Consider the following 25328-nt stretch of genomic DNA (forward strand, 5'->3'; position numbering starts at 1 on the left):
TACTATATCGACAATTTTATCCTTGTTTACCCGCGAATAGCAATTAATCTAATGAATTGTTCAAGTTAGAACATGTCTTAGATAGATGGTTTTAGTAGTAAACCTCTACATCAAATTAATATTGTAAATACATTTATGTCAAAGAAAAAAGGTATGTTCTCCTGGTTAGGTCTAGGTAAAAAACAGCAAGAAGACGCGGCCTCAGTTGTTGAGAATGTTACTGACGAGACTGAGCAAGTAGCGGCCTCTGAAGAGCATTTAACCACTGATGCGATGAGTCATGAAGAAAAACTGACTCAAAATAATCAGCAAACACCGGCAAAAGAGCTTGCAATCGACAATGCCATTATTGAAGACTTACCTGCAGAGCCAGAGCCAGAGCCAGAGCCCAAAGTTGGCTTTTTTGCCCGTTTAAAGCAGGGCTTAACTAAAACACGGCAAAATTTAGGCGGTGGGCTTTTCAGTTTATTTAGCGGTAAAAAAATTGATGAAGCGTTATTTGAAGAACTCGAAACCCATTTGTTGATAGCAGATGTAGGTGTTGAAACCACAACAAAAATTATTACAGCGTTAACAGAATCTGCATCGCGTCAGCAACTAAAAAATGCCGAAGCTTTATATGATTTATTAAAAGCTGAGCTGAAAAAAATTATTGAACCTGTTACCCAGCCCCTAGTGATCCCGTCATCTAATAGCCCTTATGTTATTTTAATGGTCGGCGTTAACGGGGTGGGTAAAACCACCACTATTGGTAAATTAGCGAAGCAATTTCAGGCCGAAGGCAAGTCGGTTATGTTGGCAGCCGGAGACACGTTCCGTGCTGCGGCCGTTGAACAATTACAAGTATGGGGTGATCGAAATGATGTGCCGGTCATTGCTCAACATACGGGTGCTGATAGTGCCTCGGTTATTTTTGATGCTATCAGTTCCGCTAAAGCGCGTGGTGTTGACGTGTTAATAGCCGACACGGCTGGGCGCTTACAAAATAAAAGCCATTTGATGGAAGAGCTGAAAAAAGTGGTACGAGTAATGAAAAAACTCGATGTTAATGCTCCCCATGAGGTAATGTTAACCCTAGATGCAGGTACCGGACAAAATGCCTTAAGCCAAACTAAACTTTTTAACGAAGCTGTGGGTTTAACTGGATTAGTATTAACAAAACTTGATGGTACTGCAAAGGGGGGTGTTGTTTTTGCTGTGGCGGATAAGCATGCTATTCCCATTCGCTATTTAGGTGTTGGTGAAGGTATTGATGATTTACGGCCATTTAATGATAATGACTTTATTGACGCCTTGTTCACACGCGACGCACAAGAGTAATAAGACTTGATATGATCCGATTTAATAACGTTAGTAAAACCTACCCAGGAGGATTTTTAGCACTTAAAAAAGTGAGTTTCACTATTGCTCCTGGCGAAATGGCGTTTTTAACGGGTCATTCTGGCGCTGGTAAGAGTACCTTATTGAAACTCATGAGTGTGATGGAAAAGCCAACGGTTGGCAGTATTGAGATCAATGGTACTGAATTATCTACCATTAAGTATGCACAAGTCCCTTATGTACGGCGCGGTATTGGTATGATTTTTCAGAGCCATAATTTGTTACCCGACCGTACTGTCTTTGATAACGTTGCGCTGCCTTTGATTATTGAAGGCTATAGCCACAAAGAAACTCGTAAGCGTGTTGAAGCGGCACTTGATAAAGTGCATTTAACCAGTAAATTAAAGTGCTTTCCAAATATGCTTTCGGGTGGCGAACAGCAACGTGTTGGCATTGCTCGGGCGATTGTTAATAAGCCACCAATACTACTAGCAGATGAGCCTACGGGTAATTTAGACCCTAAGCTTTCATTAGATATTATTCGATTATTTGAAGAGTTTAATGATATGGGCATTAGTGTGTTAATTGCGACTCATGATCTAGGGCTAATTGCCCGCATGAGGTATCGCACACTGACTTTAAAGCAAGGTCATATGATCACTGACGGTATTGTTGATGGTTTACAAACGATAAGTGAACGTAATGGCAGCTAATGATACTCGCCACAATAATAGTCAGCATTTAAACTGGACTGGACGCATTACTGCCAGAGTTTTACGGCATTTGCAGCAAGCCATAGGGAGCTTAGGTGACTTGTGGCGCACACCCTTTACTTCGGTGATGACCGTACTTGTTTTAGGTATTAGTTTAACCTTGCCTGCTACCTTACATTTGTTTGTAAAAAATACCCAAACGGTGACCGAACAGTGGAATTCTGCCTCAGAAATCACCTTGTTTTTGCAGCTATCAACCTCAGACAAAGTCGCACAAAATCTTGTGCAACGTATTCAGCTTTACCCTGAAGTAGCCAATGTTATCTATATTTCTGCTGAGCAGGCATTAACTGAGTTTAAAGTGAATTCTGGTTTTGGCCAAGCATTAGAATATTTAGATGAAAACCCATTACCGGCAACCTTATTGGTAACGCCAACTCAACGTTTTAGCCAAGCACAAGCCGCCCGTGAGTTACTACTTAAATTAGAACAAGAGCGCGCTGTTGATCAAGGTAAACTGGATTTGGAATGGCTGACTCGATTACAGGCTATAGCAGCTCTGATAGAAGACGTTGTTATCGGTATCGCCATATTATTGTGTTTATCCGTAGTCTTAATTATTGGCAATACCATTCGATTGGCCATACTTAACCAAAAAGATGCGATTGCTGTGATGAAATTAGTCGGCGCGACAGATGATTTTATTCAGCGGCCATTTTTATATGCGGGCATTTGGTACGGGTTACTCGGTGGTTTTGTCGCGAGTATTTGTGTCGCTATTTTAGCCAGCTATATTTCTGGCGCTTTACGCCAGTTAACCGATCTGTATCAAAGCCAATTCGTTTTGTCAGGCTTATCATTTAACGAATTAGCGATATTACAACTCACGGCAATTGGCTTAGGTTTATTAGGCAGTTTCATTTCTGTACGCCAACATATCCGAGCAATTGAGCCAACCGCAGATTAATATCCTCTGTTTGTAGTTGCCTTTTTTACTCACCATCACCTTGTAATTTATACTAATTTTTATCTTGGTGACAAAGTTTAACAAATTATTCATGAAAAAATTGAAAGAGAGTATTGTTTCACTCTGTCTTCTAAGCTAGTGTTAGTTCATTAAAATCATGTTGATCTTTAATGCACCCTGCGCCGTATTATTTTCATTTACCACTAAAATGAGGATCTTGAGGTGGTTTGGGTATTTATGTTATTATCATCGACCAGATTAGATAGAGGAGTTATTAAATGAGTGAAGCAATGCAATCAATGGCGTTAACTGTGCCCAAAAGTGGCAGCATTGAGGCATACGTGCAATCAGCATATAGCATTCCAATGCTAACAGCTGAAAAGGAACGTGAATTAGCAACTCGTTTATATTCTGAAAATGATTTAAAAGCGGCGCAAGAGTTAATTATGTCGCACCTTCGTTTTGTTATCCATGTTGCTAAAGGCTATGCCGGCTACGGTTTACCACAAGCTGACTTGATTCAGGAAGGTAACATAGGTTTAATGAAAGCGGTTAAACGCTTTAATCCAGAAGTGGGTGTGCGCCTAGTATCATTTGCTGTGCATTGGATCAAAGCTGAAATTCATGAATTTGTGCTAAAAAATTGGCGTATCGTTAAAGTTGCCACTACCAAGGCACAACGAAAATTATTTTTTAACCTACGCAAAAATAAAAAGCGTTTAGGTTGGTTTAGTCACGATGAAGTCCATAATGTTGCTGAAACCTTAGGTGTAACCCCCAAAGATGTTTTGGAAATGGAATCTCGAATGAGTAATCAAGATCAAGCATTCGAATTATCAACTGATGATGATGATAATGCTAGCGCCAGTACTTATTCTCCAGCGCAATATTTAGAAGATAAACAATCTGATCTTGCTACTGAAGTAGAAGATTCGAATTGGGAGCAGCACGCCAATAAAAGGCTAAGTAATGCTTTAGTCGGTCTTGACGAACGAAGCCAAGATATTATTCGTACTCGTTGGTTACATGACGAAAAAACTACCTTACAAGAGTTAGCGAATAAATATGAAATATCAGCAGAGCGCGTTCGACAATTAGAGAAAAATGCCTTAGCAAAGTTAAAAGGTGCCATGGCAGCCTAGTGCTAAAAAAACATAATTTAAACCGGCTTTCTGCCGGTTTTTTTATGTGCAAAATAAACTGCCTGTCTTGGTTACATGGCTGTAAAGCATGATAATAGAAAACTCTTTATAGCGAAAACAAAATTATTGTGATTATAAAACAAACACTTAAATCTAGGTTAAGGGTGAGTTTTTAACATAAAGTAACATGATCGAAATAAAAGTTACAAAACTCTAACGTTACATTACAACTCTTCAACATTAAATAACAAACCTCACTGAACTTTTGTCGCAAAATTGCTCTAGGCGATAAAACGCCGCTTTATAAAAAAGCTAATCATCGATGTTTGGAGAATTTAATGTATTCGGAAAAATTTTTAAGCCATGCTATTCGCGTTGCTTTACTCGCAGGTACAACCAGCTCTTTAGTTGTTGCTGGTCAGGTCAGTGCTGCAGAAGAGCAAATGGCAAGTGTTGAACGTATCCAGGTAACAGGCTCACGTATTAACCGTACTGATATTGAAACAGCCAGCCCAATAACAGTAATATCGTCAGAATTTATAGCCCAAAGTGGTTACACCTCAGTAGCAGAAATATTATCAGCACAGCCTACTGCTGCAGGCATGAGTTTAGGTGCTACCACTAATAACGGCTCAGGCGGCACGGCAACAGTAAATTTACGTGGTATGGGTGTTGAACGCACTTTAGTGCTATTAAATGGTCGCCGTATGGTGTCATCAGGCACAGGTGCTGATGCAGCCGTGGACTTGAATACTATCCCCGTTGCCATGATCAAAAATATTGAAATTCTTAAAGATGGTGCGTCTGCTGTTTATGGTTCTGATGCCATTGCCGGTGTAGTTAATATTATTACTAAAAAAAACTTCGTTGGTACTGAGTTAACCGTTGAAGGCAGCCAAACTGATAAAGGTGACGCTACCAGTAAAGGTATTAGTATTTTACATGGCGTAGAGCTAGCTAACAGTAATTTAGTTTTAGGTTTACAGTATTCTGACCGTGGTGAAATTATTCAATCTGACCGTGATTTTGTTGAACCGGGTGCATCGTCATTTATTCCGCAAGGTTCTTTAGCGGGTCTGGTTGCAGATGCATCAGGTGGTTTTAAGTCAAGAGACACCTCATACGACTATACTGTTGATAGCTACGCACAAACACCCAATGAATTATTAAGCTTCTTTACAGCTTACAATACTGAGCTAGATTCAGATACTGAGCTCAATGTTGATTTAATGTATACACGCCGTGAATCTAATCAGCAATTAGCACCACAGCCAGCGAACTTAGATTTAGTCACCAATAAGTTGAATTCTATACATATTGACAACATTCAAGACGTTTTTGATGAACTTAATTCAGCTATCGATGATCCCGATGATCACCATGTTATTGATGATAAAGTAAATTACCGACGTCGTATGATTGACGCGGGCCCACGTATTTACTCACAAGAAACTGATACTTATCGCGCGTCAATTGGCCTTAAAGGCTATTTAGCAAATGATGCTATGTGGGATATTTCGGCAACATACGGTCGAAATGACTCGAAAGACAGCGTTCAAAATTCGATTCATGCCGGTAATATGGCAACCAGTATCTACCAAGACCAAAGCACTTGGTTCAGTGGCGAAGCATTTGATAAAAGTGTCTTAGTGTCTGAAGGCATTATATACAATGAGGAAAATGAAGGCGGTAATGAGCAATTCACTTTAGCTGCCGGTTATAGCGGCGTAACTGAAAGCGATATTGGTTATGCGCTAGGTTTTGAAACCCGTCATGAAAGTGGTTACTATACTCCTGATGAAGTGACCCAAAAAGGTGAAAGTACCGCAGCACAGCAATTTGCTACTGACGGTAACTATTCTGTGCAATCAGTTTACGGTGAAGTCTCAGTGCCAGTCACTGATGAGTTAACCTTTGAAGCTGCTTCGCGTTACGACCAGTATTCTACTTTTGGTGGTGAGATAACGTGGAAACTAGGTGCTACGTACCGAGTGAATGATTCTTTTATGGTGCGTTCAGTAGCCGCTACAGGATTTAGAGCACCGAGTGTAAGTGAATTATACGGTGGTGACAGCGGCTCTTATGACTACTTGAGTGACCCATGGGATAATGAGTTAGATCCACAAATTAAAGTCAATTACACCAGTGATGAAGACTTACAGCCTGAAGAAAGCGAGTCATTTACTTTTGGTGCTGTGTTGGAGTTAGCTGACAATCTTTCTACGACAATAGATTACTGGGCATTTGATATTACCAATGCCATTAGCCGCGTTGATGTTCAGCAAGAATTGAATGCCTGCTTTAACGGTGCTCAAGCTTCATGTACAGCGGTGAATATTACGGCTGGTGGTGATTTATCTGACCTAAGCGCTCAATTAACCAATATTGGTTCGCAAAAAACTTCAGGTGTTGATTGGAATGTCAGCTATAGCCATGACTTGTTTAAAGTTACTTTTGATACCACGTACTTAATTGAGTTTGAACAAGACGACATAGACTACACCGGCACTATCGATGGCAATATTGGTGGTTATGCTGATATTAAGTCTAACTTATCGGTTTCTGGCTATGTCACTGAAGATTTAACCGTACTTTATAGTGCGCAGTTTATTCGTGGCATGGATGGTGAATATTACGGTGAGCAATTTGCCACTGATAATATTATCTACCATAACGTTTCTGCCTCATACTATATTAATGACCAATGGGCTGTTAATGGCGGCGTTAAAAACCTTTTTGATACTGAACCTGAGACAGTACTTGGCGGTAATGATATGGGCACAGTACCCAGTATCTATGATGTGGTAGGTCGAAACATGTTCATTAGTACCTCTTATAACTTTTAATTAACTCAAAGCTTAGGTTAATAACTTGGGTTACCTTAAAAAAGCGATGGCATGACCATCGCTTTTTTTATGTTATAGCTGATCAAGTAGTCTTCAATATTTTGGATCTATTTATGCTGGTTTATTAATAGCAGGCTTAACAATAACGCTCACTATCAACAAAGATTTAAGGTTATCTGCTTAGTTATTACGGATAGTCAATCTGGCTATTCTTTATTTTTATTATCTAGGATAACTACTGCCACTAAACAGTCTACAATAACCGGCTTTTTAGTTTCAATATTAGGTCAGCAAAGTGGCATTTCTACCCTTAACAATCATTTCAAAAAACTTTGAATTCCAAAAGTCATAGTTGACTTTATTAAGTTGACAACCCCATACTTTGCTAAAGGTAACGAAGGAATACCCATAATGGAAACTTCACCGCAAAGTTATGAAATTATAGTTGATGGTAACATCGTTAATGTTAAAACTTTTGGCCCTTTTAACCAAGATAGTGCACAGACTTATCAACACGATATGCAAAATGTAATCAAACAGCTAAAAGGTAAATCTTGGGCAACCTTAGTTACCTATCAAGATAGTGGTATTTTTACCTCAGAAGCTGAAATAGTACTAACGGAATTAACCGTGTACAGGGCTAAGTTTGGTATGGTTGCCAACGCAAGTGTATTTTACAATAGTAAAGTTACCGACATACAACAGATGCAATTGTCACGGATTTATGAAGCAGCAAAAATACCTTTTCATGTTTTCAGTGAAATCGATAGTGCAAAAAATTGGTTAAACTATTTTTTGGAACACAGCGCACTAAAAAAATGGTAAAGGTCTAGCAATCAACACCTAGCGTGATTAATGGATTCGATTACTCCAGTCAAGAGATATTAAGCTGGTGTTTGAGTAGTTATCGATACAAAAACCAAACCCAATTCAAATCTGGTTAGTAGATGCTAATGTTCGCAGTGTGCCAAAAATGAATGTTCAGATACGAGTCGCCAGCGGCAGCAATAAGCTGTGAGCTGACATTAGCCAGAAATACTTACTAATATCGTCTATGCACTTTTCTGACGTTTTTCATCTTGCTCTATATTTTACTTTTCAGTAAAAAAGCCAAGGAAATAGGTAGTAAATTCCAAAGTCAGCTTCAAATACTCACAGAATATGCACAGGAGCGAATGATACCAAGGGAATTTTGTAGTTTAGAAAAAGTTGAAGGTCTTGCTAATAAAGGGGAAAAGAATGGGGTGGCTAAAGGGACTTGAACCCTCGACAACCGGAATCACAATCCGGGGCTCTACCAACTGAGCTATAGCCACCACTGATATTACTGAAAGCGCCTAGTGGTAAGGCGCGAGGATTGTATTGCATTTTATAGTGACATGACAAGCAAAATATTGCCTTTCGACTCACTTTTGTTGAATTTTATGGTGCGGGTAAACAATTATCAGTTAGTATGATTGCTATTGAGTGCATTAGCGAAAAATTACGCTAGCGTCTAATGATTTTAGACGCGGTAAATAAGCGAATAGCGACACTTACTTATGTGGCTATTTTAAGTTTTACTGTTAACTTGCTACCATTAGGTAAGTCAGTAATTAGGATAACTATTATGTCATTAGAAAAAATTTCTGCCCAAATTTCAGATTCACAACCGGGTAGTGTGAAAAAAATGCCACCGGTTGAATTATGGGATCCTCCTTTTTGTGGTGATATTGATTTAGAAATAAAGTCAGATGGCAGTTGGTTTTACAACGGCACGGTCTTTAAGCGTTTGTCTTTGGTTAAGCTGTTTGCCTCAGTATTAAAAAAAGAAGATGAACGCTATTTTTTAGTCACGCCTGTCGAAAAGGTCGGCATCGTGGTTGCTGATGCGCCATTTATTTTAACGCAATGGCAATGGTTAGATGAGCAGAAAACAAGTATGCAAGTGACGACCAATTTAGACGACAGCTTTATCTTAAATGCGGAACATCCATTAGAAATTACCGAAGAAGGTAGTTTATATGTCACGGTCAGACGAAATTTGCAGGCAAAGGTGCATCGTAATGTTTATTATCAGTGGGTAGATTTAGCCCGTGAAGATAACGATGGTCACGGCGCAGAATTAGTGTTTTTCAGCGCCGAACACCGATTTAGTTTAGGCCAACTAGAAAGCTAACTTAAATCACCCGTGAAAAGCGCTGTTGGTTTAGATTTTTCTTCATATAGGCATCAAAAGTCATACAAATATTACGTATTAGCAACCTGGCTTTTTGCTCGACCCGAATTTCATTAAGAGTAACAATGACTAATCCGTCATTAACGAAGGTTTGGAGCAAGGGTAAGTCTTCAGCAAAATATTCATCAAAATTAATAGCAAACTGCTGGCTAATTTTATTTTTATCGATATAAAGATTACACATCAACTCGCGAATAACTTCTCCACGAATAATATCGTCTTGAGATAAGCTGACACCTTTTACCTGAGCGTGTGCTTGAGTTTCTATGGCTTGGTAATAGTGTTGTAGCACTTTGGTGTTTTGACTGAAGCTGTGCCCAATAGCACTAATTGACGACAGCCCTAAACCGAGTAAGTCACAACCGCCTTTGGTGGTATAACCTTGAAAGTTTCGGTGTAGAGCACCGGACTTTTGGGCAATTGACAGTTCATCTTCAGGCTTAGCGAAGTGGTCCATACCGATGAAATCGTAGCCAAAATTACACAGCTTTTCAATGGCTAGCTTCATCAAAGAAAATTTTTCATCTGCGCTAGGCAACCATTCATCTTTGAGTTTACGTTGGGCGGCAAAGCGAGAGGGAATATGAGCGTAACTAAATAATGAAATACGGTCGACATCCATTTCATGGGCTTTGTTTAGCGTCCGAGTGAAGGTCTCTATAGTTTGATGGGGTAGGCCGTAGATCAAATCGATATTAATGGCTTTGAAGCCAACTTGTTTGGCATGGGCAATAAATTTTTCAATAAACTCGGTTGATTGTACGCGATTAATGCTTTGTTGAACTTTGTCATCTATGTCTTGCACGCCAATACTTAAACGATTGAAGCCTAAACTATAAAGGTGCTCAGCTAAGTTCATTTCAATTTCACGTGGGTCAATTTCAATACTCATTTCAACTTGCGTTGCAAAGGTAAACTGCGCTTTTAATTCAGCCACTAGTTGGCTAATTTGCTCGTGTCGTAAAAAGCTAGGTGTGCCACCGCCCCAATGTAATTGCTTAACGGTATAGTCTTTAAATAACGGTGCTCTAGAGGCAATTTCTTGTGCAAGAAACTCAAGATAGGTGTTGGCTTTATCGCGATGACGGGTGACAACTTTATTACAACCACAGTAATAGCAAAGGCTATGACAAAAAGGAATGTGTACATACAAAGACAATTCACGGTTCGGTGATGCGACTATCGCTTGTACTAAATTTTCATGGCTAAATTGCTCATGAAATTCCAATGCGGTTGGATATGAAGTATATCTAGGACCATGGGTGTTATATTTTTTTAAGAGTGTGCTATCAAAAAATTGAGCTGCTTGCATCAGCATTCCAGTTTATCTATTTGGTGCTATTATAGATAAACTAGCCGCGCAAACATTGATCAAGCTCAATGCTGACGGCTTCATTGTCACTTAGGGTTATTTATCACGGGTTTGATTAATGGCTACCCTGGCTTAACGGTGCAATTTTAACGGTGCAAGTTTAGCGGTTAGTGGCAAGCTAACCGTTTTATTATTTGAAGCTAAGTTTGATAAAGCCTAAGTTTGATAAAAGCTAAATTAAACCTAGGACTGGCTTAGCATGCTATTTCGTTCATTAGCATATTGGTGCAGTAGCTCGATATCTTGGCGAATATCTTCTGCCATTTCTGCCTCAAGTTTCATGCGCTCTAAGTCAAGTCTCATGCGAGACTGTTTATCAAGTTCTTTACGTGCCGCTAAAATAGGCATATGTTTTATCGCTTCATAAAACTTGAATACGGCTGGAAATTGTACATTTAAGTCTTGGCTTAACTTTAATGAATCTAGCAATACACTTAAGCGCCAGCAACCTTCTCCCATGTCGCATTGTTCTTCTTTCATCGCGCGCACAATAATAATAACACTGGCGATGATTTTTTTATCGTGCTGTTGCAGGGCTTGTTGCTGCTCTACTTTTTTCTGCTCTTGCTCAAGCTTTTGTTGTTTTAATTGGCGTAGCAGCCTAGTGGCTACTGCTGCTAATACACCAATAATAACGATGGCTAATAAAGCTAGGTATATCCAAGGGTTGGATAGCATTAAATACTCCTATTCAAATTTTGATAAATCACTCTTATCGAACTTGTCCCATAAGTCATCTTCAGAGTCTGACTTTTTAGAGGGTGCTACAATTTCATCTTCATCATCAAGACCTAGTGCTTGACTAATTTTTTCATGCTGCTCCATTAGCGTATTGAAATAGCTAATATCTTCTGATGTTAGTTCTAGGTCATCATCTTGCTTCTCAAGTATTTCAAGCAATCTAGGGTCTTGTTCAATACGGCTTAATTGCTCGGCTAATGACTCACTAGCTTCAACGACACGAATTGCGGCAATAGGTGAGTTGTCTTGAACCTTTTTAATGGCTTTAGTTTTGATCGGTGCAGTCACTTGTTTGCCTAAATCAATAGGTGTTTTGCTACCAATGCGGGGATCTTTGTTTTTGGCAGAGTTCTGACCATGAGCCATGACAGGGCTAGCCTCTTTTTGGCGATTACCCGGCTCTTTACCGTTTGTTTTCTTTGCTCTGCGAGGTGTTGGTGCGACTAATTTTTTGTTGTCATCTTTAACGATGCCAAGAGAACCGGTACCCGGTTTGCGTGATTTTTTAGTACGAGACATAGTAATAACTTAAAATAATAAACAATTGCTTTCATTTTACGACATTCTACGCTAAACAGCGATAGAAAGAAAAAAAGCGACGTTAATAACGTCGCTTTTTGGAAGAAATGTAGCATAAGCTAACATTTATAGTTCCGACTCTTAAGTCGCTGTCCTAGCCTTTTGTTACGATCCATGTGAATTTTATAATTTTCAATCTTATTGTTATTATTATTTTGTACACAATTTTATTTTTTTCGGTCATCCTGACACTTTTTGGTGCTATCCCTGATGCCCTTTTGGGCTAAATATTTCAGTACTCATCCTGAGCTTTAGTAAACAATCCATATTTTAAATAATATACTGCGTTAATTAACGCTTATTGCTTTCCGTGCAAATACTATCCATTTTGTTGAGTGCTATCTATGTAGCTGGCCATACTGTACGTGAGTTGAGTAAAGCTTCAAGCTATTTTTTCGCTTATTTATTGCACTAAAGTCTAATGCTTAGCAAGTCTTTGTTTTTGATTGTAATTTTTTGTTAATAAATGTAATTTTATTTTTTAACAGAGAATTACATGGGTTAATCTTTTATAAAAGTTGGCAAATAGCTATGTTTTTTCTCCCCCCTACTTACGAAATCTTTCGTTAGTAGGGGCTTGTAGCGCTGTTTTTATGCCTTAGTCGTCTAGTTGATGCAACCAAGCCGCATGTGTTGGCGCTTGTTTAGTTTGTGCCCATTCTTCAACCATTACTGCCGCTACCCGTTTAAGTTCTGCATATTGTTCTGTGGTACCGATATTGGCGGCTAATTCTAAGCGGTGGCCGTTAGGATCAAAGAAATAAATAGACTTAAATACACCATGATTAACTGGGCCTAAAACGTCTAGGCCGTGTGCTTGTAAATCGCTTTTTGCTGAAATTAAAGCATCAACATTTTCAACTTCTAATGCGATATGTTGTACCCATTCTGGGGTGTTTTCATCTCGGCCCATGTCAGGAGAATTGGGGATCTCAAAAAAGGCCAATACATTGCCCATACCCGCGTCTAAAAATATATGCATGTAAGGATCGGGCGCTTTTGTTGACGGCACCTCATTTTCGGCAATGGCGACAGTGAGTGCCATATTCAAATGTTTTTCATACCAATCGACGGTTTCTTTTGCGTCTTTACATCGATAAGCCACATGGTGCAAACGTTTTACATTAATCATAATATTATTACTTAAGTGAGTAGTTAAGCGAATGAGTTATTTTTTACCATAACTCGATAATGCGCCCTAATTTTCTGGCGAGTTTAGTCGCTAAATGTTGTCAGCAATTACGTACGCTTTAGTTTACAACACGGGTTTACAAAGCTCATTACCCATTCGGTAAAATATGCTGCCAACGTTTTACTAAGTTGTCATCAACCACTTTAAAAGCGATACCCGCTAATGGCGAGTCAGTAACTTTCAATGTTGAGCTTAGCAGTTGGTCATCACGAAAAAAATCACAGCTTAGCTCTCTACCTGCCGGTAAGTGATCAAATAGGGCTTGTATAGATTGCTCAGTCATTTTGATTTTATCTATCGCGACCAGCGTGTCGTTAACCGCTAAACCCGCCTTGGCTGCGGGTGAATTTTCCAGTACTTGCGTAATGGTTAAGCCAAAGCCTTGTACTTTATATTGTGCACCTAAATAACCCTGGTAATGCATTTCAGGTGTGGTTTCTACACTGTTTAATTTTTTGAATTTTTGTTTTTGCAGTTCAACGCCGTATGTTGCCAGTTCAGCGGTTAAATCAATACGCTCATTGCTGTATAAATAGTGCTTAAAGCTTGATGAAATATCTTCACCACAGAGCAGGTTAGCAATGTTAATAAAGTCAGCTTCACTGGTACCGATATTGGTGCGACCAAAGTGAATCCATAACTCTCGCATTAAGGTGTCTAAACTATGCTGGTTGTTTGATTTGCGGCGAATAATTAAGTCTAACCATAAAGCAATTAAAGCACCTTTGGTGTAATAACTAACAATGTTATTCACCGCATCTGGGCCTTGTTGATAAAACTTGGTCCAAGCATCAAAACTTGAAGCCGTGACGCTTTGTTTTAATTCACCACTACCGCGATAAACCCGCGTGGCTGTTTTCGCTAATATAGTTAAATAGTCTTCAAAGTTAATTAAGCCGGTACGATACAGTGAAAAGTCATCGTAGTAAGATGTTATCCCTTCAAAGGCCCATAACTGTTGGGTATAACTTTCTTTTTGTAAGTTGTAAGGGACAAATTCTTTCGGTTTTATGCGACAAACATTCCAAGCATGAAAATATTCATGTGAACATAAGCTTAAGAAGCTTTTATAATCATCATTTAGCGCGGTTGCTGTTTGTTTTGGATTGGGTAAGTCGAAGCGACTGGCTTGTAAAATAGTAGAGTTTTTGTGTTCTAAGCCACCAAAACCATTCGCTTGTAAATGAGTGATAAACCAATATTCTTGAAAAGGTGCTTCACCAAATAAGCTAATGTGATGTTGGCATAACTTGCTAATATCAGCAGCCAAACGCTGAGTATCGCCATAGTGTTTACTGGTAAATACTAAATGGTGCACTACCCCTTCTACCGTAAATTCAGTGCTGTCAAAGTCACCAATAGCGACTGGGCAGTCGATTAAGTGTTGGTAATTATCCGCAATATATTCACCAAATTGATATTTTGTCGTGGCTTTCGCTCGTGGTAAACCCGTCGCCACTCGCCATTGACTATGTTCAGCTAACGTTGAGGGATGAATGATGAGCTCACATGCTTGCTCGCTCAGCTCTTGTACTTGCAAAAAGGTTGAGCTGCCATTGAAAAATCCGCGCTGGCTATCTAGGTAAGCTGTGCGAACGGATAGGTCAAAAGCGAAAACTTGATAGCGCACTTGCACTTGGTCATTGTTGGCCTGCAATGACCAAGTTTGTTTATCAACTTTACTTAAGCTAATGGCTTGCTCATTGCTGTCAAAGGCGCAAATTTCGGTAATATTTTTGGCAAAATCACGGATCATGTAACTGCCGGGTAACCAGGCGGGTAAAGATAAAGTGTAGCTTTCGCCTGGGGTACTTTTAAATGACAATAAGACCTCAAATAAATGACTATTTGGGTTAAGAGGGGAAATTTGATATTGGATCATATTGGAGCACAAATGTTGACAAGATATTTGTGCTCCAATGTAGCAGAGTTAACTGAATAAAACAGCTTGAAAATAAGCCTTAGCGACTAGCTATTGCACTGGCGATTAACTTAAAATAACGGTTTTATCTTTATTGATGCAGATACGTTGCTCAGCATGCATTTTTACGGCATTACATAAGGCGATGGCTTCTAAATCGTGGCCCAGATGCACCATGTGCTCAATGGTAAAAGCATGGTTAATTGGTTTTACTTCTTGAACAATAATCGGCCCTTCATCTAGGTCTGCAGTGACATAATGTGCGGTAGCGCCAATGATTTTAACGCCACGTTTGTGCGCTTGATGATAAGGCTTTGCGCCTTTAAAACTGGGCAGAAAAGAGTGATGAATATTAATCGCTTGGCCACGTAAGCTCCGACAAAGCTCGTCTGACAATATTTGCATATAACGGGCAAGCACCAATAAGTTACCATTATACTGCTGATAAATAGCTAATAATGCCTGCTCTTGCTGTGCTTTATTATCTTTATTGACCGGTAAGTAATGAAAGGGAACATTATGCCATTGGGCCAGTGCCTGACAATCTTGATGGTTTGAGGTAATAGCGACAATATTGACCGGTAACACACCCGCTTTCCATTTGGTTAAGAGTGACACTAAGCAGTGATCATCTTTTGACACGGCAATAACGACATTAGGAAAATTCTCTTTTTCTCTAAGTTGATAATGCATATTTAACGGTTTTGCTAATAAATCAATGGCTTGTCTGAATGCTGAAAAACTGACAGTCAGTTCTCGATCATCAAAAGCAATGCGTGAAAAAAATGTATCTGTATAGGGATCACTGTATTGGCTAGTTTCAGTAATAAAGGCCCCGTGTTCGAATAAACTCTGGCTGACTTTTGCCAGTACACCTGAAGTATCAGGGCACTGCCAAGTAAGAATATAGTGATGAATTTTTTTCATGCGGTAGACGTTATTGTGGTTATATCTCAGCAGTTTGGCATTTTATTGTCATCTTGTTCAATACTTTTGTGCGATATGCTTATGCTATTTCAAACCGAATCGTCATCGTCATCAAGTTTGGTTTTGTGTTGAATATAAAGTGCTTCAACCTTTTCTCTGGCCCAAGGGGTTTTTCTGAGAAACTTCAAGCTTGAGTTAATGCTAGGATCATCACTAAAACAACGAATTTTTATTTCTTTACCGAGATAATCAAAACCAAAGTGATCAACTAATTGAGTAACGATAATTTTTAACGTGACTCCGTGTAATGGGTTGTAGGGTTGGTGATCCATATTGTTGGCCTTAACAGTTTTAAGCACTATTCTATCATGACGTAGGCTAATGCCTACTGGATTAATGACACTATTAGTGACGAAAGAAAAATGGTGACGAAAGCAAAAAATAAAAAACGACGCTAAGGCGTCGTTTTTTAATCGTTAAGCCAAATTCAATGGCTTTAGTCTTGCGTCACTATTAATTCAAGTGAGCTGCCAATGCTTCGCTGCCACCAATATGTTGTCCGTCGATAAAAATTTGCGGTACTGTGTCTGCATGAGTTAGCGCTTTAAACATGGTTAAGTTAACATCTTTACCTACTTCTAACTCTTCAAATGTTAAGCCTTTTTCATTTAACAAGGCTTTTGCATTTTTGCAATGTGGGCAACCCGGCTTACTAAAAACCACAATCGCTGATGTTTGACAGGCTGACGGGTTAATATGATTTAGCATAGTGTCGGCGTCAGATACTTCAAATGGGTCACCTGGTAAATCAGGCTCAATAAACATTTTTTCAATGACGCCATTTTTAACTAACATCGCATAACGCCAGCTACGCTTACCAAAACCTATCGCGGCTTTATCAACTAACATGCCCATGCCATCAGTAAATTCGCCGTTGCCATCAGGAATAAAGCTAATGCTGTCTGCATTTTGGTGTTCTGCCCAAGCGTTCATCACGAAGGTGTCATTGACTGACATACAAATAATTTCGTCAACACCATTGTTAAACAGTTTTGGCGCCAATTCGTTATAACGTGGTAAATGTGAAGATGAACAGGTCGGTGTAAAAGCACCGGGTAGCGAAAAAACCACTACCGTTTTATCACTAAAAATTTCGTCACTAGTGCGCGTTGTCCACTCGTCATTGGCTCTTAATGTGAAAGTAACATTAGGGACTTTTTGTTGCTCTTTGTTTTCTAACATAATGGCTCCGTTTATAGTTTCTAAAATAATGTTGTCACTGACTATGTTGCTATTATTGAACAAGTCCAACTTTAAATAAAGTGATTAATAGTGCACTTCATGATTGATAAAATCGATTAATGAAATCAATGGATAAAAGTTGCCACTGATATTAAGCAATTTTAGCTACTGGCATCAATAGATTTAATCAGGCGGCTGTCATTATCTGCACGGGTCAATTTTCACTTATCAATTTGTACTGGTCAATTTGGCAAAGATGGCCTAAATGAATTCGATGCTATCAATAGAAATAATTTCCTGTTTTATCGGTAAAGTGGTAAATTAACCGCAATAAAGTTGTATATACAATTTGAGGGATTTAGATGTCAAACAGTTACACCTTAATTAAAGGCTCTGTGCCTTTACTCATCAGCATGCCACACAATGGCGAAGAAATACCCGCAGATATTGCGAAGGTGATGACCGCTAAAGGGCGTGAAGTTGCCGACACTGACTGGCATATGGAGCGTTTATATGCCTTTGCAAAAGAGCTTGGCGCTTATATATTAATGCCTAAATATAACCGTTATGTGATTGACTTAAATCGTGATCCTGATGGTGTTGATTTATACCCAGGTGCAAATAATACTGAACTTTGTCCCACCACAGCATTTGATTTATCACCTTTATATCAAGCAGGCGGTGCACCGAGTGCTGAACAAATAGCGGCTCGCGTTGCCAATTATTGGCAACCTTACCATCAGGCCTTAAGCTCAACCATGCAAGCAATAAAAGCTGAATTTGGTCAAGCTGTTTTGCTTGAGGCACATTCTATTCGCTCGCATGTGCCAAGATTTTTTCAGGGACAATTACCTGATTTTAATTTTGGTAATGCCGATGGAAAAAGTTGTGCTCCTGAACTCATGGCAGCTTTAGCGGATCTAGATTACGCACCTTACACTATGGTCTGTAATGGTCGCTTTAAAGGCGGTTATATTACGCGGGCATTCGGTCAACCTAATAATAATTTTCATGCTATTCAATTAGAGCTCTCACAGCATACCTATATGAATGAGCAAGCCATGACTTATAACGAAAGCTTAGCCTTGCAAGTGCAACCTAAACTTGCTGCCTTGGTTAATACGCTGATAAATTTTACTGCCATTAACACCAAAACCTCAAACGCCACTGAGTAAGGGAAGGTATCGATGAAACTTTTTGCTAAAAAAATCTTATTAGCTGATGGTTGGGCTAACGAGCAAACGTTGACGATTGAACAGGGCGTGATTACTGATATTACCGCCGGATATATCGCCGGCGCGGAACGTGCTAATGGTGTGGTTATACCGGGTATGGTCAATTGTCACTCTCATGCTTTTCAACGGGCTTTTGCCGGTTTTAGTGAACAAGGCAGCGAAGGTCAAGACAGTTTTTGGACTTGGCGTAATGTTATGTATAAATTTTTGGGGCAATTAAGCTCAGAAGATATTCAGGTAATTGCTCGCCAGCTTTATATTGAAATGTTGAAGATGGGTTATACCCGTGTTGCTGAATTTCATTATCTTCATCATGATATTGACGGCCAAAATCATCAAAACCTCGCTACTATGGCACAAGCTATTTTTGCCGCTGCTGAGAAATCGGGTATTGGTTTAACATTATTACCTGTGCTGTATAGATTCAGTGGCTTTGGCAGACAAGCCGCGACTGACGGACAAAAGCGCTTTATTAATTCAGTTGAGCAGTTTAATGACTTAGTCACTGATTGTTTTGCGCTCGCCAAATCACAAGCTAATTGCAATGTCGGTATTGCGCCACATTCTTTACGCGCGGTTGATAAAAATTCGCTCTTAGTGGCAGTGGCTCATGTTAGAGCACTTGATGCGCAAGCGCCGATTCATATTCACATTGCCGAACAGCAAAAAGAGGTAACAGACTGTCTAGTTCATTATGGTCAACGGCCGGTGCAGTGGTTACTCAACAATGCCGATTTAGACCAGCATTGGTGTTTAATTCACGCCACACATATCGATGAACAAGAGCGCAAAGGTATTATTGCTAGCCAAGCAATAGCCGGAATTTGCCCAACCACAGAAGCTAATTTAGGTGATGGTATATTCCCGACCAGTGAATTTTTAATAGACAATGGCACCTTTGCTATTGGCTCAGACAGCCATATTTCGGTTAATCCAATCGAAGAATTACGCTGGCTTGAATATGCTCAACGCTTAAGTAAGCAACAACGCGCCCTGTTAGCCAACAGCGAGCAAAAGTCTGTTGGGCTTAATTTATGGCAAAAAGCCGCCGCCGGAGGCGCGCAAAGCACCAACAGTAATACGGGTGCATTGGCTATGGGTAAGCAAGCTGATTTATTGGTCTTGGATGACCGCCAATTACGTTTATTTGCCCATGACGATATTCACTTACTCGACAGCGTTATTTTTGCCAGCCAAAGTAACCCGGTTTTAGATGTGATGGTCAATGGTCATTGGGTGATCCAAGGCGCAGAACATGTCTTAGAGCAAGCCAGTGCAGATAGTTTTGCGACCTTATTAGCTCGGCTTTCAGCTTAATTATTTCGCTTAACGCTAACTAGGCGATTAACTAGGCGATTAGCTTGGCTCGCAATCGTCTTGATCCCTTGGCTATGATAACAATATGACTGATTTTCTGATTATTGCTAGGGGTTAAAACAAGCGACTATGGGGTTATTTATTTAATCATTAGCCTAACGAGTGATTAAATAATAACCTTTCAATCCATTTTTTTTCATACGTTTATGTATCTGAATGTAAACTAGCCCCGCTAATTAATGCAACGGATATTAGCTAGCTGTTTGACCTCAAATTGAACATTTGTCCAAGTCGATAAGTGCAAGTCGATAAAAGCGCTACAGCAACTCATTATAATAAATTGCTATATTTGCTGATGGCTCGACACACTTTGGCTAAATTATCGCGCTGTAGTTTTGGCGTTTGTTTTTTACTTCGACAATATTGCTCGTTAAACTTTTTTACCTGTTCACGGCTACTGGTGATTTCTGCCACGTAAGCTATTTCCTGGCTAGTGAAGTGACTAAAGTCACGCGATAAATCTTGATATATTTTATCGGACTTTAAACGTACTTTGGTGTCAGTCACCTCTGAAAAATAACTCAGCACCACTTGTTTTTGCTCAAATAACCAGTCATTTAATTTTTCATTGGGATAATAATGAAAATATAACGCGGCGGCCACGATCAAGATCAATAATTTTTTCATCTCTTGCCTTATAATCATATGTACGTACAAATAATCAGCAACTCGTTGCTGTTATTTAACCAATCACCAATAGTATTATTGTTTTCTTGGGCTAAATGTCGTGCTAATGACGCTAGAGTAATCAATTTGGTAGTAACAAAGCAATTTTATGCTATTTTTTTGATGGGTAATGAGTACGAATCCGTTATAATTATCCGGTATTACCGACATAAAGGATCCGCTTTGAAATCAAAAGATAAAAACATTAACGTTAGTCAGCATATTCCGATTAAAAATGTTCAAATTCATCAGCCCGCCAAAAGCGATACCTATAAACCTCGTGACCAAATCTATGTTCGCAAAGTAAAAGGTGTATTTCAAAAACTACGCAAAAAGATGAATTTTTTCTTTTTAGCACTATTTGCTGGTTTACCTTGGTTACAATATGACGGCCACCAAGCGATTTTGTTTGATATTAGTGAACAACGTTTTACGCTATGGAGTGTCACGCTTTGGCCACAAGATCTGACGCTATTGGCCTGGCTCTTAATTCTTAGTGCTTTTTTACTGTTCTTCATTACCACCTTTTTAGGGCGAGTTTGGTGTGGTTACCTTTGCCCTCAAACGGTGTGGACCTTCATATTTATCTGGTTTGAAGAAAAAATAGAAGGCACAGCCAACCAACGTAAAAAACTCGACAGCCAAGCGATGGACATTAATAAGTTTTGGCGTAAAGCGCTAAAACACTTTTGTTGGGGCTTAATTTCTGTTTTAACCGCGCTAACCTTTGCCGGTTACTTTGCACCCATGCGTGAAGTGTTTGTTGATTTTTTCACTCTTAAGGCCTCGTTTGCCTTAGCCGCAACCGTATGGTTTTTTGCTTTTTGTACTTACGGTAACGCCGGATGGATGCGAGAAATTATGTGTTTACATATGTGCCCGTATGCCCGCTTTCAATCTGCGATGTTTGATAAAGACACCTTAACCGTTTCTTACGATGCCAAACGTGGTGAAAACCGAGGTCCACGTACCAGAAAAGACGTACCAAAAGATATTGGTTTAGGTGATTGTATTGACTGTAATTTATGTGTTCAGGTTTGCCCTACCGGTATTGATATTCGTAATGGCTTACAATATGAATGTATCAATTGTGGTGCCTGTGTTGATGCCTGTGACGGTGTTATGGATCGCATGGGTTATGATAAAGGGTTAATTCGTCATGCCACTGAGCATGAGTTAGAAGGGAAAAAAGTGCACTTTGTCCGTGCTAAACTTATTGGTTATGCCATCGTATTATTTGTGATGACCAGCTTATTGGTGTTAGAAATGGTCAACAGAGTGCCCGTATCAATGGAAATTATTCGCGATAGAAATGAGTTAGCCAAAGAGAACTTTAATGGCGATATTGAGAATGTTTACACCCTAAAGATTCTCAATAAATCACAAAAAGATAATCGTTATCGCCTGTCAGTAAAGGGTATTAACAATACTAAATGGAACGGTGACCAAGAGGTACTTGTTAAAGCGGCTAAAGTCTATACTTTGCCGATCAGCCTTTCGGTCGCCCCTGAGGAATTAGAAGACTATATGACAGATATAAGTTTTGTGATTGAATTAGTATCTGAGACGGATGAGGTGAAGCTTGAACACGAAAGCCGCTTCTTTAATAAACGCTAATGTCAGTATTTGATTTTACCTCGCTGTCACCCGATTTAATTCTAGACGGTTTGGAAAGCACAGGTTTAACGGTTGATAGTGGTTTGTTGGCATTAAATAGTTATGAGAATCGTGTTTATCAATTTCATGACATGGCTAAAACTAAATATGTGACTAAGTTCTATCGGCCGCAACGCTGGACAGAAGCACAAATTAGGGAAGAGCATGATTTTTCTTTTGAATTAGACGCAAGCGAGCTGCCTTTGGTGGCACCAATGAAAATTGATGGCGAGTCTTTGTTTTCATACAAAGGCTATAAATTTGCAATATTTCCTTGTCGTGGTGGCCGAATTTTTGAGGTGGATAACTTAGACCAACTAGAGTGGATGGGCCGGTTTTTAGGCCGAATTCACGCTGTTGCTGCGCAGAAAAGCTTTAGCGAACGGCCAACCTTTAATAGTGAAGAAATGCTTCAGCAAGCACAGCTTATTATTGAAGGGTCTAACTTTGTTCCTGCTGGCTTAAGCTTGCCTTTTTTCACTATTTTAGAACAAGTCATCACAGTTGCAAGTCAGCAATATCAGCCTAGGTCGCAGATCCGTCTGCACGGTGATTGTCATGTGGGTAACATTTTGTGGACTGAGGTTGGGCCGCACTTTGTTGACCTTGATGATTGTCGTATGGGGCCTGCGGTGCAAGATATTTGGATGATGCTTAGTGGTGATCGCCAGCAGCAGTTATTACAACTTGATACCATATTAACTGGCTACAATGAATTTTATCGCTTTGAAGCCAATCAATTGCCTTTAATTGAATCATTGCGTACTATGCGAGTAGTTAATTATATGGCATGGCTATGTAAACGTTGGCAAGACCCTGCTTTTCCTCGTAACTTTCCGTGGTTTAATACTGAAAAATATTGGGAACAACAAATTTTGATGCTTAAAGAGCAAATGTCAGCATTACAGCAGCCACCGCTAAGTTTGCTAGGTTATTAAGCACGCATAGCGCTATTGATTTTGATTTATTAATAATTAGGAATTTTAATTTTATGAAGAAGTTAGTGAGCTTATTCGCTTTAATGTTATTACCCGTACTCTCATTTGCAGCAGATTATACTGAAGGTGAGCATTACACTAAAGTGAATGAAGACGTTTCGGCGAAATCTGAAGTACGTGAATTTTTCTCTTTTTATTGCGGACATTGTTTTAAATTTGAACCCTTTATGGCGACGTTAAAAACGTCTATACCCGCAGATGCTGACTTTGAAATGAACCATGTAGATTTCTTGCGTGCTGCGTCACCTAAAGTACAACAAATGCTAAGTAAAGCCGTTGTTGTTGCCCACCAAATGGGTTTAGAGAAGAAAATTATTGGCGCACTGTTTAATTACATCCATATCCAAAAAGCGGTATTTACTTCAGAAAAAGATATCCGAAACGTTTTCGTACTCAACGGTGCTGATGGTGAAAAATTCGATAAGTTAATGAAAAGCTTTAGTGTGGTTAGCAAAGCCAATGCGATGAAGAAACAGCAAGACTACTTTGCTAATAAAGGTGCTTTAACCGCAGTACCTACTGTGATTGTTAATGGTAAATACCGTGTTGATCCAGCCGGCTTAGATAGAAACAATTTTGAACAAGATTATATCAAGCTAGTAAATCACTTATTAACCTTAAAGTAAGTTAATCCGTGCCGACATGGATGTAGTGACTGAGTTTTTGTCTGGCATAAAAAACTGACCGTTCATCCGGTAACTAAAAAAGAGGCTTTGGCCTCTTTTTTATTGCTTTGCTATTTATATCCTATGTTTTAGCCGTGAACGCTGTCATGCGAGTATCAAAAGCGTTGGCAAAGCGCAGTGCTGAGGCATCGTCCATATTAAAATAAAGCGAAGGCTCAATTAACTCGGCTTCCATTAAGGCAAAGGTGTTTTGATAGCGAACAAAGTCAATGCGCGCGTAGAGTAGTTCACCATGGAGCTTGCTGATAGCTCGCATTGTATTGTTTGCTGCTACCAATAAGGATGGTTCAGGCATTACCGATAATAAGCCACCACCATGCTCTTCTTGAACACGAAAATCACCTTGGGCTGGGGTTTTTAATATGGTGTGACTGTACTGGCCGTTAAAATAAAACAACGAAAATTCACCTTCTTGGCAAATAGCAGCCATAAAAGGCTGCACCATCAACTCTCGCTTTGCAAACGCTTGACTTAACTCCGCTACTTTATCTTGATAAGTGTCTTTTGTAAGCCAAAATGTATTATCAGCATTGGCACTGACTCGCGGTTTTAAGACTATTTGCTCGGTAGAAAAATGGCTGAAATATCCCGCCATATTGTCAGGGTCAAAAGCCTGTGGCCATAAGGTCGGTACAATAGTCACTTGTTCAGCGGCTAAGCTTTTTAAGTAGCTTTTATTAATATTCCACTGCACCACATTTAAGCTATTTTCTAACCGGGCGCTTGATTGATCAATAGCCGACAGTACCTTGAGAAAACTTTCCATGTCATCTTGGTAATCCCATGGGCTACGAATAATAACCGCGGTATAGTCTGACCAATTTACGCTGCTATCATGCCAGGAAATCACTTCGGTTTGCCAGCCTAAAGCCAGCATTGGCTGATCAATCAAACAATCATAAGCCTCAAAATTTTCCAAACTGTCCATGGATAAAATTGCGCATTTTTTCATAAAATCTACTGCCTCTGCTACATTGGTTAAAGGTTAAAGTGAATAAAACTAAGGCTAGTTAGCAAAAATTTCTGCTGGAAATAATTGCCCATACATAGCTATTGGCATAACAAGCCACTGTTCTGATATTTGATTAAAGCTCAATAATTGCTGCTCAGTGGCATAAAAACTTAACTGTAATGGAAGTGGTTGGCCGGCAATATCGAGCTTAACATCGAGCGAAAATTGTCGATCAACTATCGGGGCTTGGGCCATTGCCTGACCGCTACTTTGCTGCCAAGACATCATCATTTGTGCTAATGCTTGGCCAGAAATATTAGCCGGAGCTGCCCGCCAAGTGCGGCCTATCCGCTCAATAGTGAGCACATTACTTATATCGAGCGTTAAAATAATATTTTGCGATCCGACTAAAGCAATCTCTTGATCGCTAGTGACCTCAGTATTTTCATCTGGCGAGTGAATTTTTTTATTCGTGGCGTTAATCAATAAAATAAAGCCCATTACCATAATGATAATGACATTATTCCAGCCAGTTTTTGATAATCTGATCATCATGCCCCTCAGTACTGCCTATTATC

At 39.5% G+C, this 25328-nt stretch carries 23 protein-coding genes and 1 tRNA gene; 12 read left to right on the forward strand and 12 right to left on the reverse strand.

From position 1 onward, the window contains the following. The first annotated feature begins 135 nt into the window (after positions 1-135). The 6 genes from ftsY to H4J41_RS15675 all read left to right on the forward strand — a co-directional run bounded on the left by ftsY (position 136) and on the right by H4J41_RS15675 (position 7813). Positions 136-1320: a signal recognition particle-docking protein FtsY gene (ftsY, locus tag H4J41_RS15650; RefSeq protein WP_182137085.1), complete on the forward strand. Its 1185-nt coding sequence runs from the start codon at positions 136-138 to the stop codon at positions 1318-1320. An 11-nt stretch (positions 1321-1331) separates the two neighbouring features. Next, a complete protein-coding gene (gene ftsE, locus H4J41_RS15655; RefSeq protein WP_182137086.1) occupies positions 1332-2033 on the forward strand; it encodes a cell division ATP-binding protein FtsE in 702 nt (233 codons plus the stop codon). Continuing rightward, on the forward strand, positions 2023-3000 hold the full coding sequence (ftsX, locus tag H4J41_RS15660) for a permease-like cell division protein FtsX (RefSeq protein ID WP_182137087.1): 978 nt from the start codon (positions 2023-2025) through the stop codon (positions 2998-3000). Before ftsE ends, ftsX begins: the two co-directional genes overlap by 11 nt. Positions 3001-3278: 278 nt before the next feature. Continuing rightward, positions 3279-4142: an RNA polymerase sigma factor RpoH gene (gene rpoH / locus H4J41_RS15665; RefSeq protein ID WP_182137088.1), complete on the forward strand. Its 864-nt coding sequence runs from the start codon at positions 3279-3281 to the stop codon at positions 4140-4142. A gap of 338 nt (positions 4143-4480) precedes the next feature. Beyond that, positions 4481-6988, forward strand: a complete 2508-nt coding sequence (locus H4J41_RS15670) for a TonB-dependent siderophore receptor (RefSeq protein ID WP_182137089.1) — start codon at positions 4481-4483, stop codon at positions 6986-6988. A gap of 411 nt (positions 6989-7399) precedes the next feature. Beyond that, entirely contained in the window at positions 7400-7813 is a 414-nt protein-coding gene (locus tag H4J41_RS15675) for a hypothetical protein (RefSeq protein ID WP_182137090.1), read from the forward strand. A gap of 415 nt (positions 7814-8228) precedes the next feature. On the opposite strand, the gene H4J41_RS15680 is transcribed toward H4J41_RS15675, so the two are convergent. Next, positions 8229-8304, reverse strand: a tRNA-His gene (locus H4J41_RS15680). 293 nt (positions 8305-8597) lie between these two features. Between H4J41_RS15680 and H4J41_RS15685 the strand changes: the two genes are divergently transcribed. Beyond that, complete coding sequence (locus H4J41_RS15685) at positions 8598-9146, forward strand: DUF1285 domain-containing protein (RefSeq protein ID WP_182137091.1); 549 nt, start codon at positions 8598-8600, stop codon at positions 9144-9146. Between the two features lies 1 nt (position 9147). On the opposite strand, the gene hemN is transcribed toward H4J41_RS15685, so the two are convergent. The 8 genes from hemN to H4J41_RS15725 form a co-directional block, all read right to left on the reverse strand. Further along, a complete protein-coding gene (gene hemN, locus H4J41_RS15690; protein WP_182137092.1) occupies positions 9148-10518 on the reverse strand; it encodes an oxygen-independent coproporphyrinogen III oxidase in 1371 nt (456 codons plus the stop codon). 243 nt (positions 10519-10761) lie between these two features. Beyond that, complete coding sequence (locus H4J41_RS15695) at positions 10762-11256, reverse strand: DUF2489 domain-containing protein (protein WP_182137093.1); 495 nt, start codon at positions 11254-11256, stop codon at positions 10762-10764. A gap of 9 nt (positions 11257-11265) precedes the next feature. Continuing rightward, on the reverse strand, positions 11266-11838 hold the full coding sequence (gene yihI, locus H4J41_RS15700; protein WP_182137094.1) for a Der GTPase-activating protein YihI: 573 nt from the start codon (positions 11836-11838) through the stop codon (positions 11266-11268). Between the two features lie 658 nt (positions 11839-12496). Further along, the gene (locus H4J41_RS15705; protein WP_182137095.1) at positions 12497-13030 is read right to left on the reverse strand and encodes a VOC family protein; all 534 of its coding nucleotides are present in this window, start codon (positions 13028-13030) and stop codon (positions 12497-12499) included. 148 nt (positions 13031-13178) lie between these two features. Beyond that, positions 13179-14972 (reverse strand): M61 family metallopeptidase, encoded by a 1794-nt coding sequence (locus H4J41_RS15710; protein ID WP_182137096.1) that lies wholly within the window; start codon positions 14970-14972, stop codon positions 13179-13181. Positions 14973-15077: 105 nt separating this feature from the next. Continuing rightward, on the reverse strand, positions 15078-15938 hold the full coding sequence (gene purU / locus H4J41_RS15715) for a formyltetrahydrofolate deformylase (RefSeq protein ID WP_182137097.1): 861 nt from the start codon (positions 15936-15938) through the stop codon (positions 15078-15080). Between the two features lie 89 nt (positions 15939-16027). Continuing rightward, positions 16028-16270 (reverse strand): VF530 family DNA-binding protein, encoded by a 243-nt coding sequence (locus H4J41_RS15720; protein ID WP_182137098.1) that lies wholly within the window; start codon positions 16268-16270, stop codon positions 16028-16030. A gap of 181 nt (positions 16271-16451) precedes the next feature. After that, positions 16452-17180 (reverse strand): glutathione peroxidase, encoded by a 729-nt coding sequence (locus H4J41_RS15725; RefSeq protein WP_182137099.1) that lies wholly within the window; start codon positions 17178-17180, stop codon positions 16452-16454. Between the two features lie 362 nt (positions 17181-17542). On the opposite strand from H4J41_RS15725, the gene hutG reads away from it, so the two are divergent. Further along, on the forward strand, positions 17543-18355 hold the full coding sequence (gene hutG / locus H4J41_RS15730) for an N-formylglutamate deformylase (protein ID WP_182137100.1): 813 nt from the start codon (positions 17543-17545) through the stop codon (positions 18353-18355). A 12-nt stretch (positions 18356-18367) separates the two neighbouring features. Further along, entirely contained in the window at positions 18368-19732 is a 1365-nt protein-coding gene (locus tag H4J41_RS15735) for a formimidoylglutamate deiminase (protein WP_182137101.1), read from the forward strand. Between the two features lie 330 nt (positions 19733-20062). On the opposite strand, the gene H4J41_RS15740 is transcribed toward H4J41_RS15735, so the two are convergent. Then, positions 20063-20419 carry a hypothetical protein gene (locus tag H4J41_RS15740; RefSeq protein WP_182137102.1) on the reverse strand — a complete coding sequence of 119 codons (357 nt, stop codon included), beginning with the start codon at positions 20417-20419 and terminating at the stop codon, positions 20063-20065. 222 nt (positions 20420-20641) lie between these two features. On the opposite strand from H4J41_RS15740, the gene ccoG reads away from it, so the two are divergent. Genes ccoG through H4J41_RS15755 form a run of 3 tightly spaced genes read left to right on the forward strand, consistent with a single transcriptional unit; the run spans position 20642 to position 23738 of the window. Beyond that, positions 20642-22075 carry a cytochrome c oxidase accessory protein CcoG gene (ccoG, locus tag H4J41_RS15745; RefSeq protein WP_259364464.1) on the forward strand — a complete coding sequence of 478 codons (1434 nt, stop codon included), beginning with the start codon at positions 20642-20644 and terminating at the stop codon, positions 22073-22075. Beyond that, on the forward strand, positions 22075-23052 hold the full coding sequence (locus tag H4J41_RS15750; protein ID WP_182137103.1) for a serine/threonine protein kinase: 978 nt from the start codon (positions 22075-22077) through the stop codon (positions 23050-23052). Before ccoG ends, H4J41_RS15750 begins: the two co-directional genes overlap by 1 nt. A 53-nt stretch (positions 23053-23105) precedes the next feature. Continuing rightward, positions 23106-23738 (forward strand): thiol:disulfide interchange protein DsbA/DsbL, encoded by a 633-nt coding sequence (locus tag H4J41_RS15755; RefSeq protein WP_182137104.1) that lies wholly within the window; start codon positions 23106-23108, stop codon positions 23736-23738. Positions 23739-23859: 121 nt separating this feature from the next. Here the strand turns inward: H4J41_RS15755 and H4J41_RS15760 are convergent, their stop codons facing one another. Together H4J41_RS15760 and H4J41_RS15765 are read right to left on the reverse strand one after the other, a co-directional pair. After that, positions 23860-24750, reverse strand: a complete 891-nt coding sequence (locus H4J41_RS15760; protein ID WP_182137105.1) for a RimK family alpha-L-glutamate ligase — start codon at positions 24748-24750, stop codon at positions 23860-23862. Positions 24751-24804: 54 nt separating this feature from the next. Beyond that, positions 24805-25305, reverse strand: a complete 501-nt coding sequence (locus tag H4J41_RS15765) for a hypothetical protein (protein WP_182150458.1) — start codon at positions 25303-25305, stop codon at positions 24805-24807. Positions 25306-25328: the final 23 nt, after the last annotated feature.

Origin of the sequence: Colwellia sp. MB3u-45 (genome assembly GCF_014077005.1) — a bacterium.
Taxonomy (GTDB): domain Bacteria; phylum Pseudomonadota; class Gammaproteobacteria; order Enterobacterales; family Alteromonadaceae; genus Cognaticolwellia.

What these genes read in the sequence shown, in the direction of transcription:
- purU (WP_182137097.1), bottom strand. Translation starts at nt 15,938, where the DNA reads ATGAAAAAAATTCATCACTATATTCTTACTTGGCAGTGCCCTGATACT.
- ftsY (WP_182137085.1), top strand. Translation starts at nt 136, where the DNA reads ATGTCAAAGAAAAAAGGTATGTTCTCCTGGTTAGGTCTAGGTAAAAAA.
- H4J41_RS15765 (WP_182150458.1), bottom strand. Translation starts at nt 25,305, where the DNA reads ATGATGATCAGATTATCAAAAACTGGCTGGAATAATGTCATTATCATT.
- H4J41_RS15740 (WP_182137102.1), bottom strand. Translation starts at nt 20,419, where the DNA reads ATGAAAAAATTATTGATCTTGATCGTGGCCGCCGCGTTATATTTTCAT.
- H4J41_RS15710 (WP_182137096.1), bottom strand. Translation starts at nt 14,972, where the DNA reads ATGATCCAATATCAAATTTCCCCTCTTAACCCAAATAGTCATTTATTT.
- H4J41_RS15755 (WP_182137104.1), top strand. Translation starts at nt 23,106, where the DNA reads ATGAAGAAGTTAGTGAGCTTATTCGCTTTAATGTTATTACCCGTACTC.
- H4J41_RS15720 (WP_182137098.1), bottom strand. Translation starts at nt 16,270, where the DNA reads ATGGATCACCAACCCTACAACCCATTACACGGAGTCACGTTAAAAATT.
- H4J41_RS15760 (WP_182137105.1), bottom strand. Translation starts at nt 24,750, where the DNA reads ATGAAAAAATGCGCAATTTTATCCATGGACAGTTTGGAAAATTTTGAG.
- ftsX (WP_182137087.1), top strand. Translation starts at nt 2,023, where the DNA reads ATGGCAGCTAATGATACTCGCCACAATAATAGTCAGCATTTAAACTGG.
- H4J41_RS15695 (WP_182137093.1), bottom strand. Translation starts at nt 11,256, where the DNA reads ATGCTATCCAACCCTTGGATATACCTAGCTTTATTAGCCATCGTTATT.
- ftsE (WP_182137086.1), top strand. Translation starts at nt 1,332, where the DNA reads ATGATCCGATTTAATAACGTTAGTAAAACCTACCCAGGAGGATTTTTA.
- H4J41_RS15675 (WP_182137090.1), top strand. Translation starts at nt 7,400, where the DNA reads ATGGAAACTTCACCGCAAAGTTATGAAATTATAGTTGATGGTAACATC.
- hutG (WP_182137100.1), top strand. Translation starts at nt 17,543, where the DNA reads ATGTCAAACAGTTACACCTTAATTAAAGGCTCTGTGCCTTTACTCATC.
- H4J41_RS15705 (WP_182137095.1), bottom strand. Translation starts at nt 13,030, where the DNA reads ATGATTAATGTAAAACGTTTGCACCATGTGGCTTATCGATGTAAAGAC.
- yihI (WP_182137094.1), bottom strand. Translation starts at nt 11,838, where the DNA reads ATGTCTCGTACTAAAAAATCACGCAAACCGGGTACCGGTTCTCTTGGC.
- H4J41_RS15685 (WP_182137091.1), top strand. Translation starts at nt 8,598, where the DNA reads ATGTCATTAGAAAAAATTTCTGCCCAAATTTCAGATTCACAACCGGGT.
- H4J41_RS15670 (WP_182137089.1), top strand. Translation starts at nt 4,481, where the DNA reads ATGTATTCGGAAAAATTTTTAAGCCATGCTATTCGCGTTGCTTTACTC.
- H4J41_RS15735 (WP_182137101.1), top strand. Translation starts at nt 18,368, where the DNA reads ATGAAACTTTTTGCTAAAAAAATCTTATTAGCTGATGGTTGGGCTAAC.
- H4J41_RS15725 (WP_182137099.1), bottom strand. Translation starts at nt 17,180, where the DNA reads ATGTTAGAAAACAAAGAGCAACAAAAAGTCCCTAATGTTACTTTCACA.
- H4J41_RS15750 (WP_182137103.1), top strand. Translation starts at nt 22,075, where the DNA reads ATGTCAGTATTTGATTTTACCTCGCTGTCACCCGATTTAATTCTAGAC.
- hemN (WP_182137092.1), bottom strand. Translation starts at nt 10,518, where the DNA reads ATGCAAGCAGCTCAATTTTTTGATAGCACACTCTTAAAAAAATATAAC.
- rpoH (WP_182137088.1), top strand. Translation starts at nt 3,279, where the DNA reads ATGAGTGAAGCAATGCAATCAATGGCGTTAACTGTGCCCAAAAGTGGC.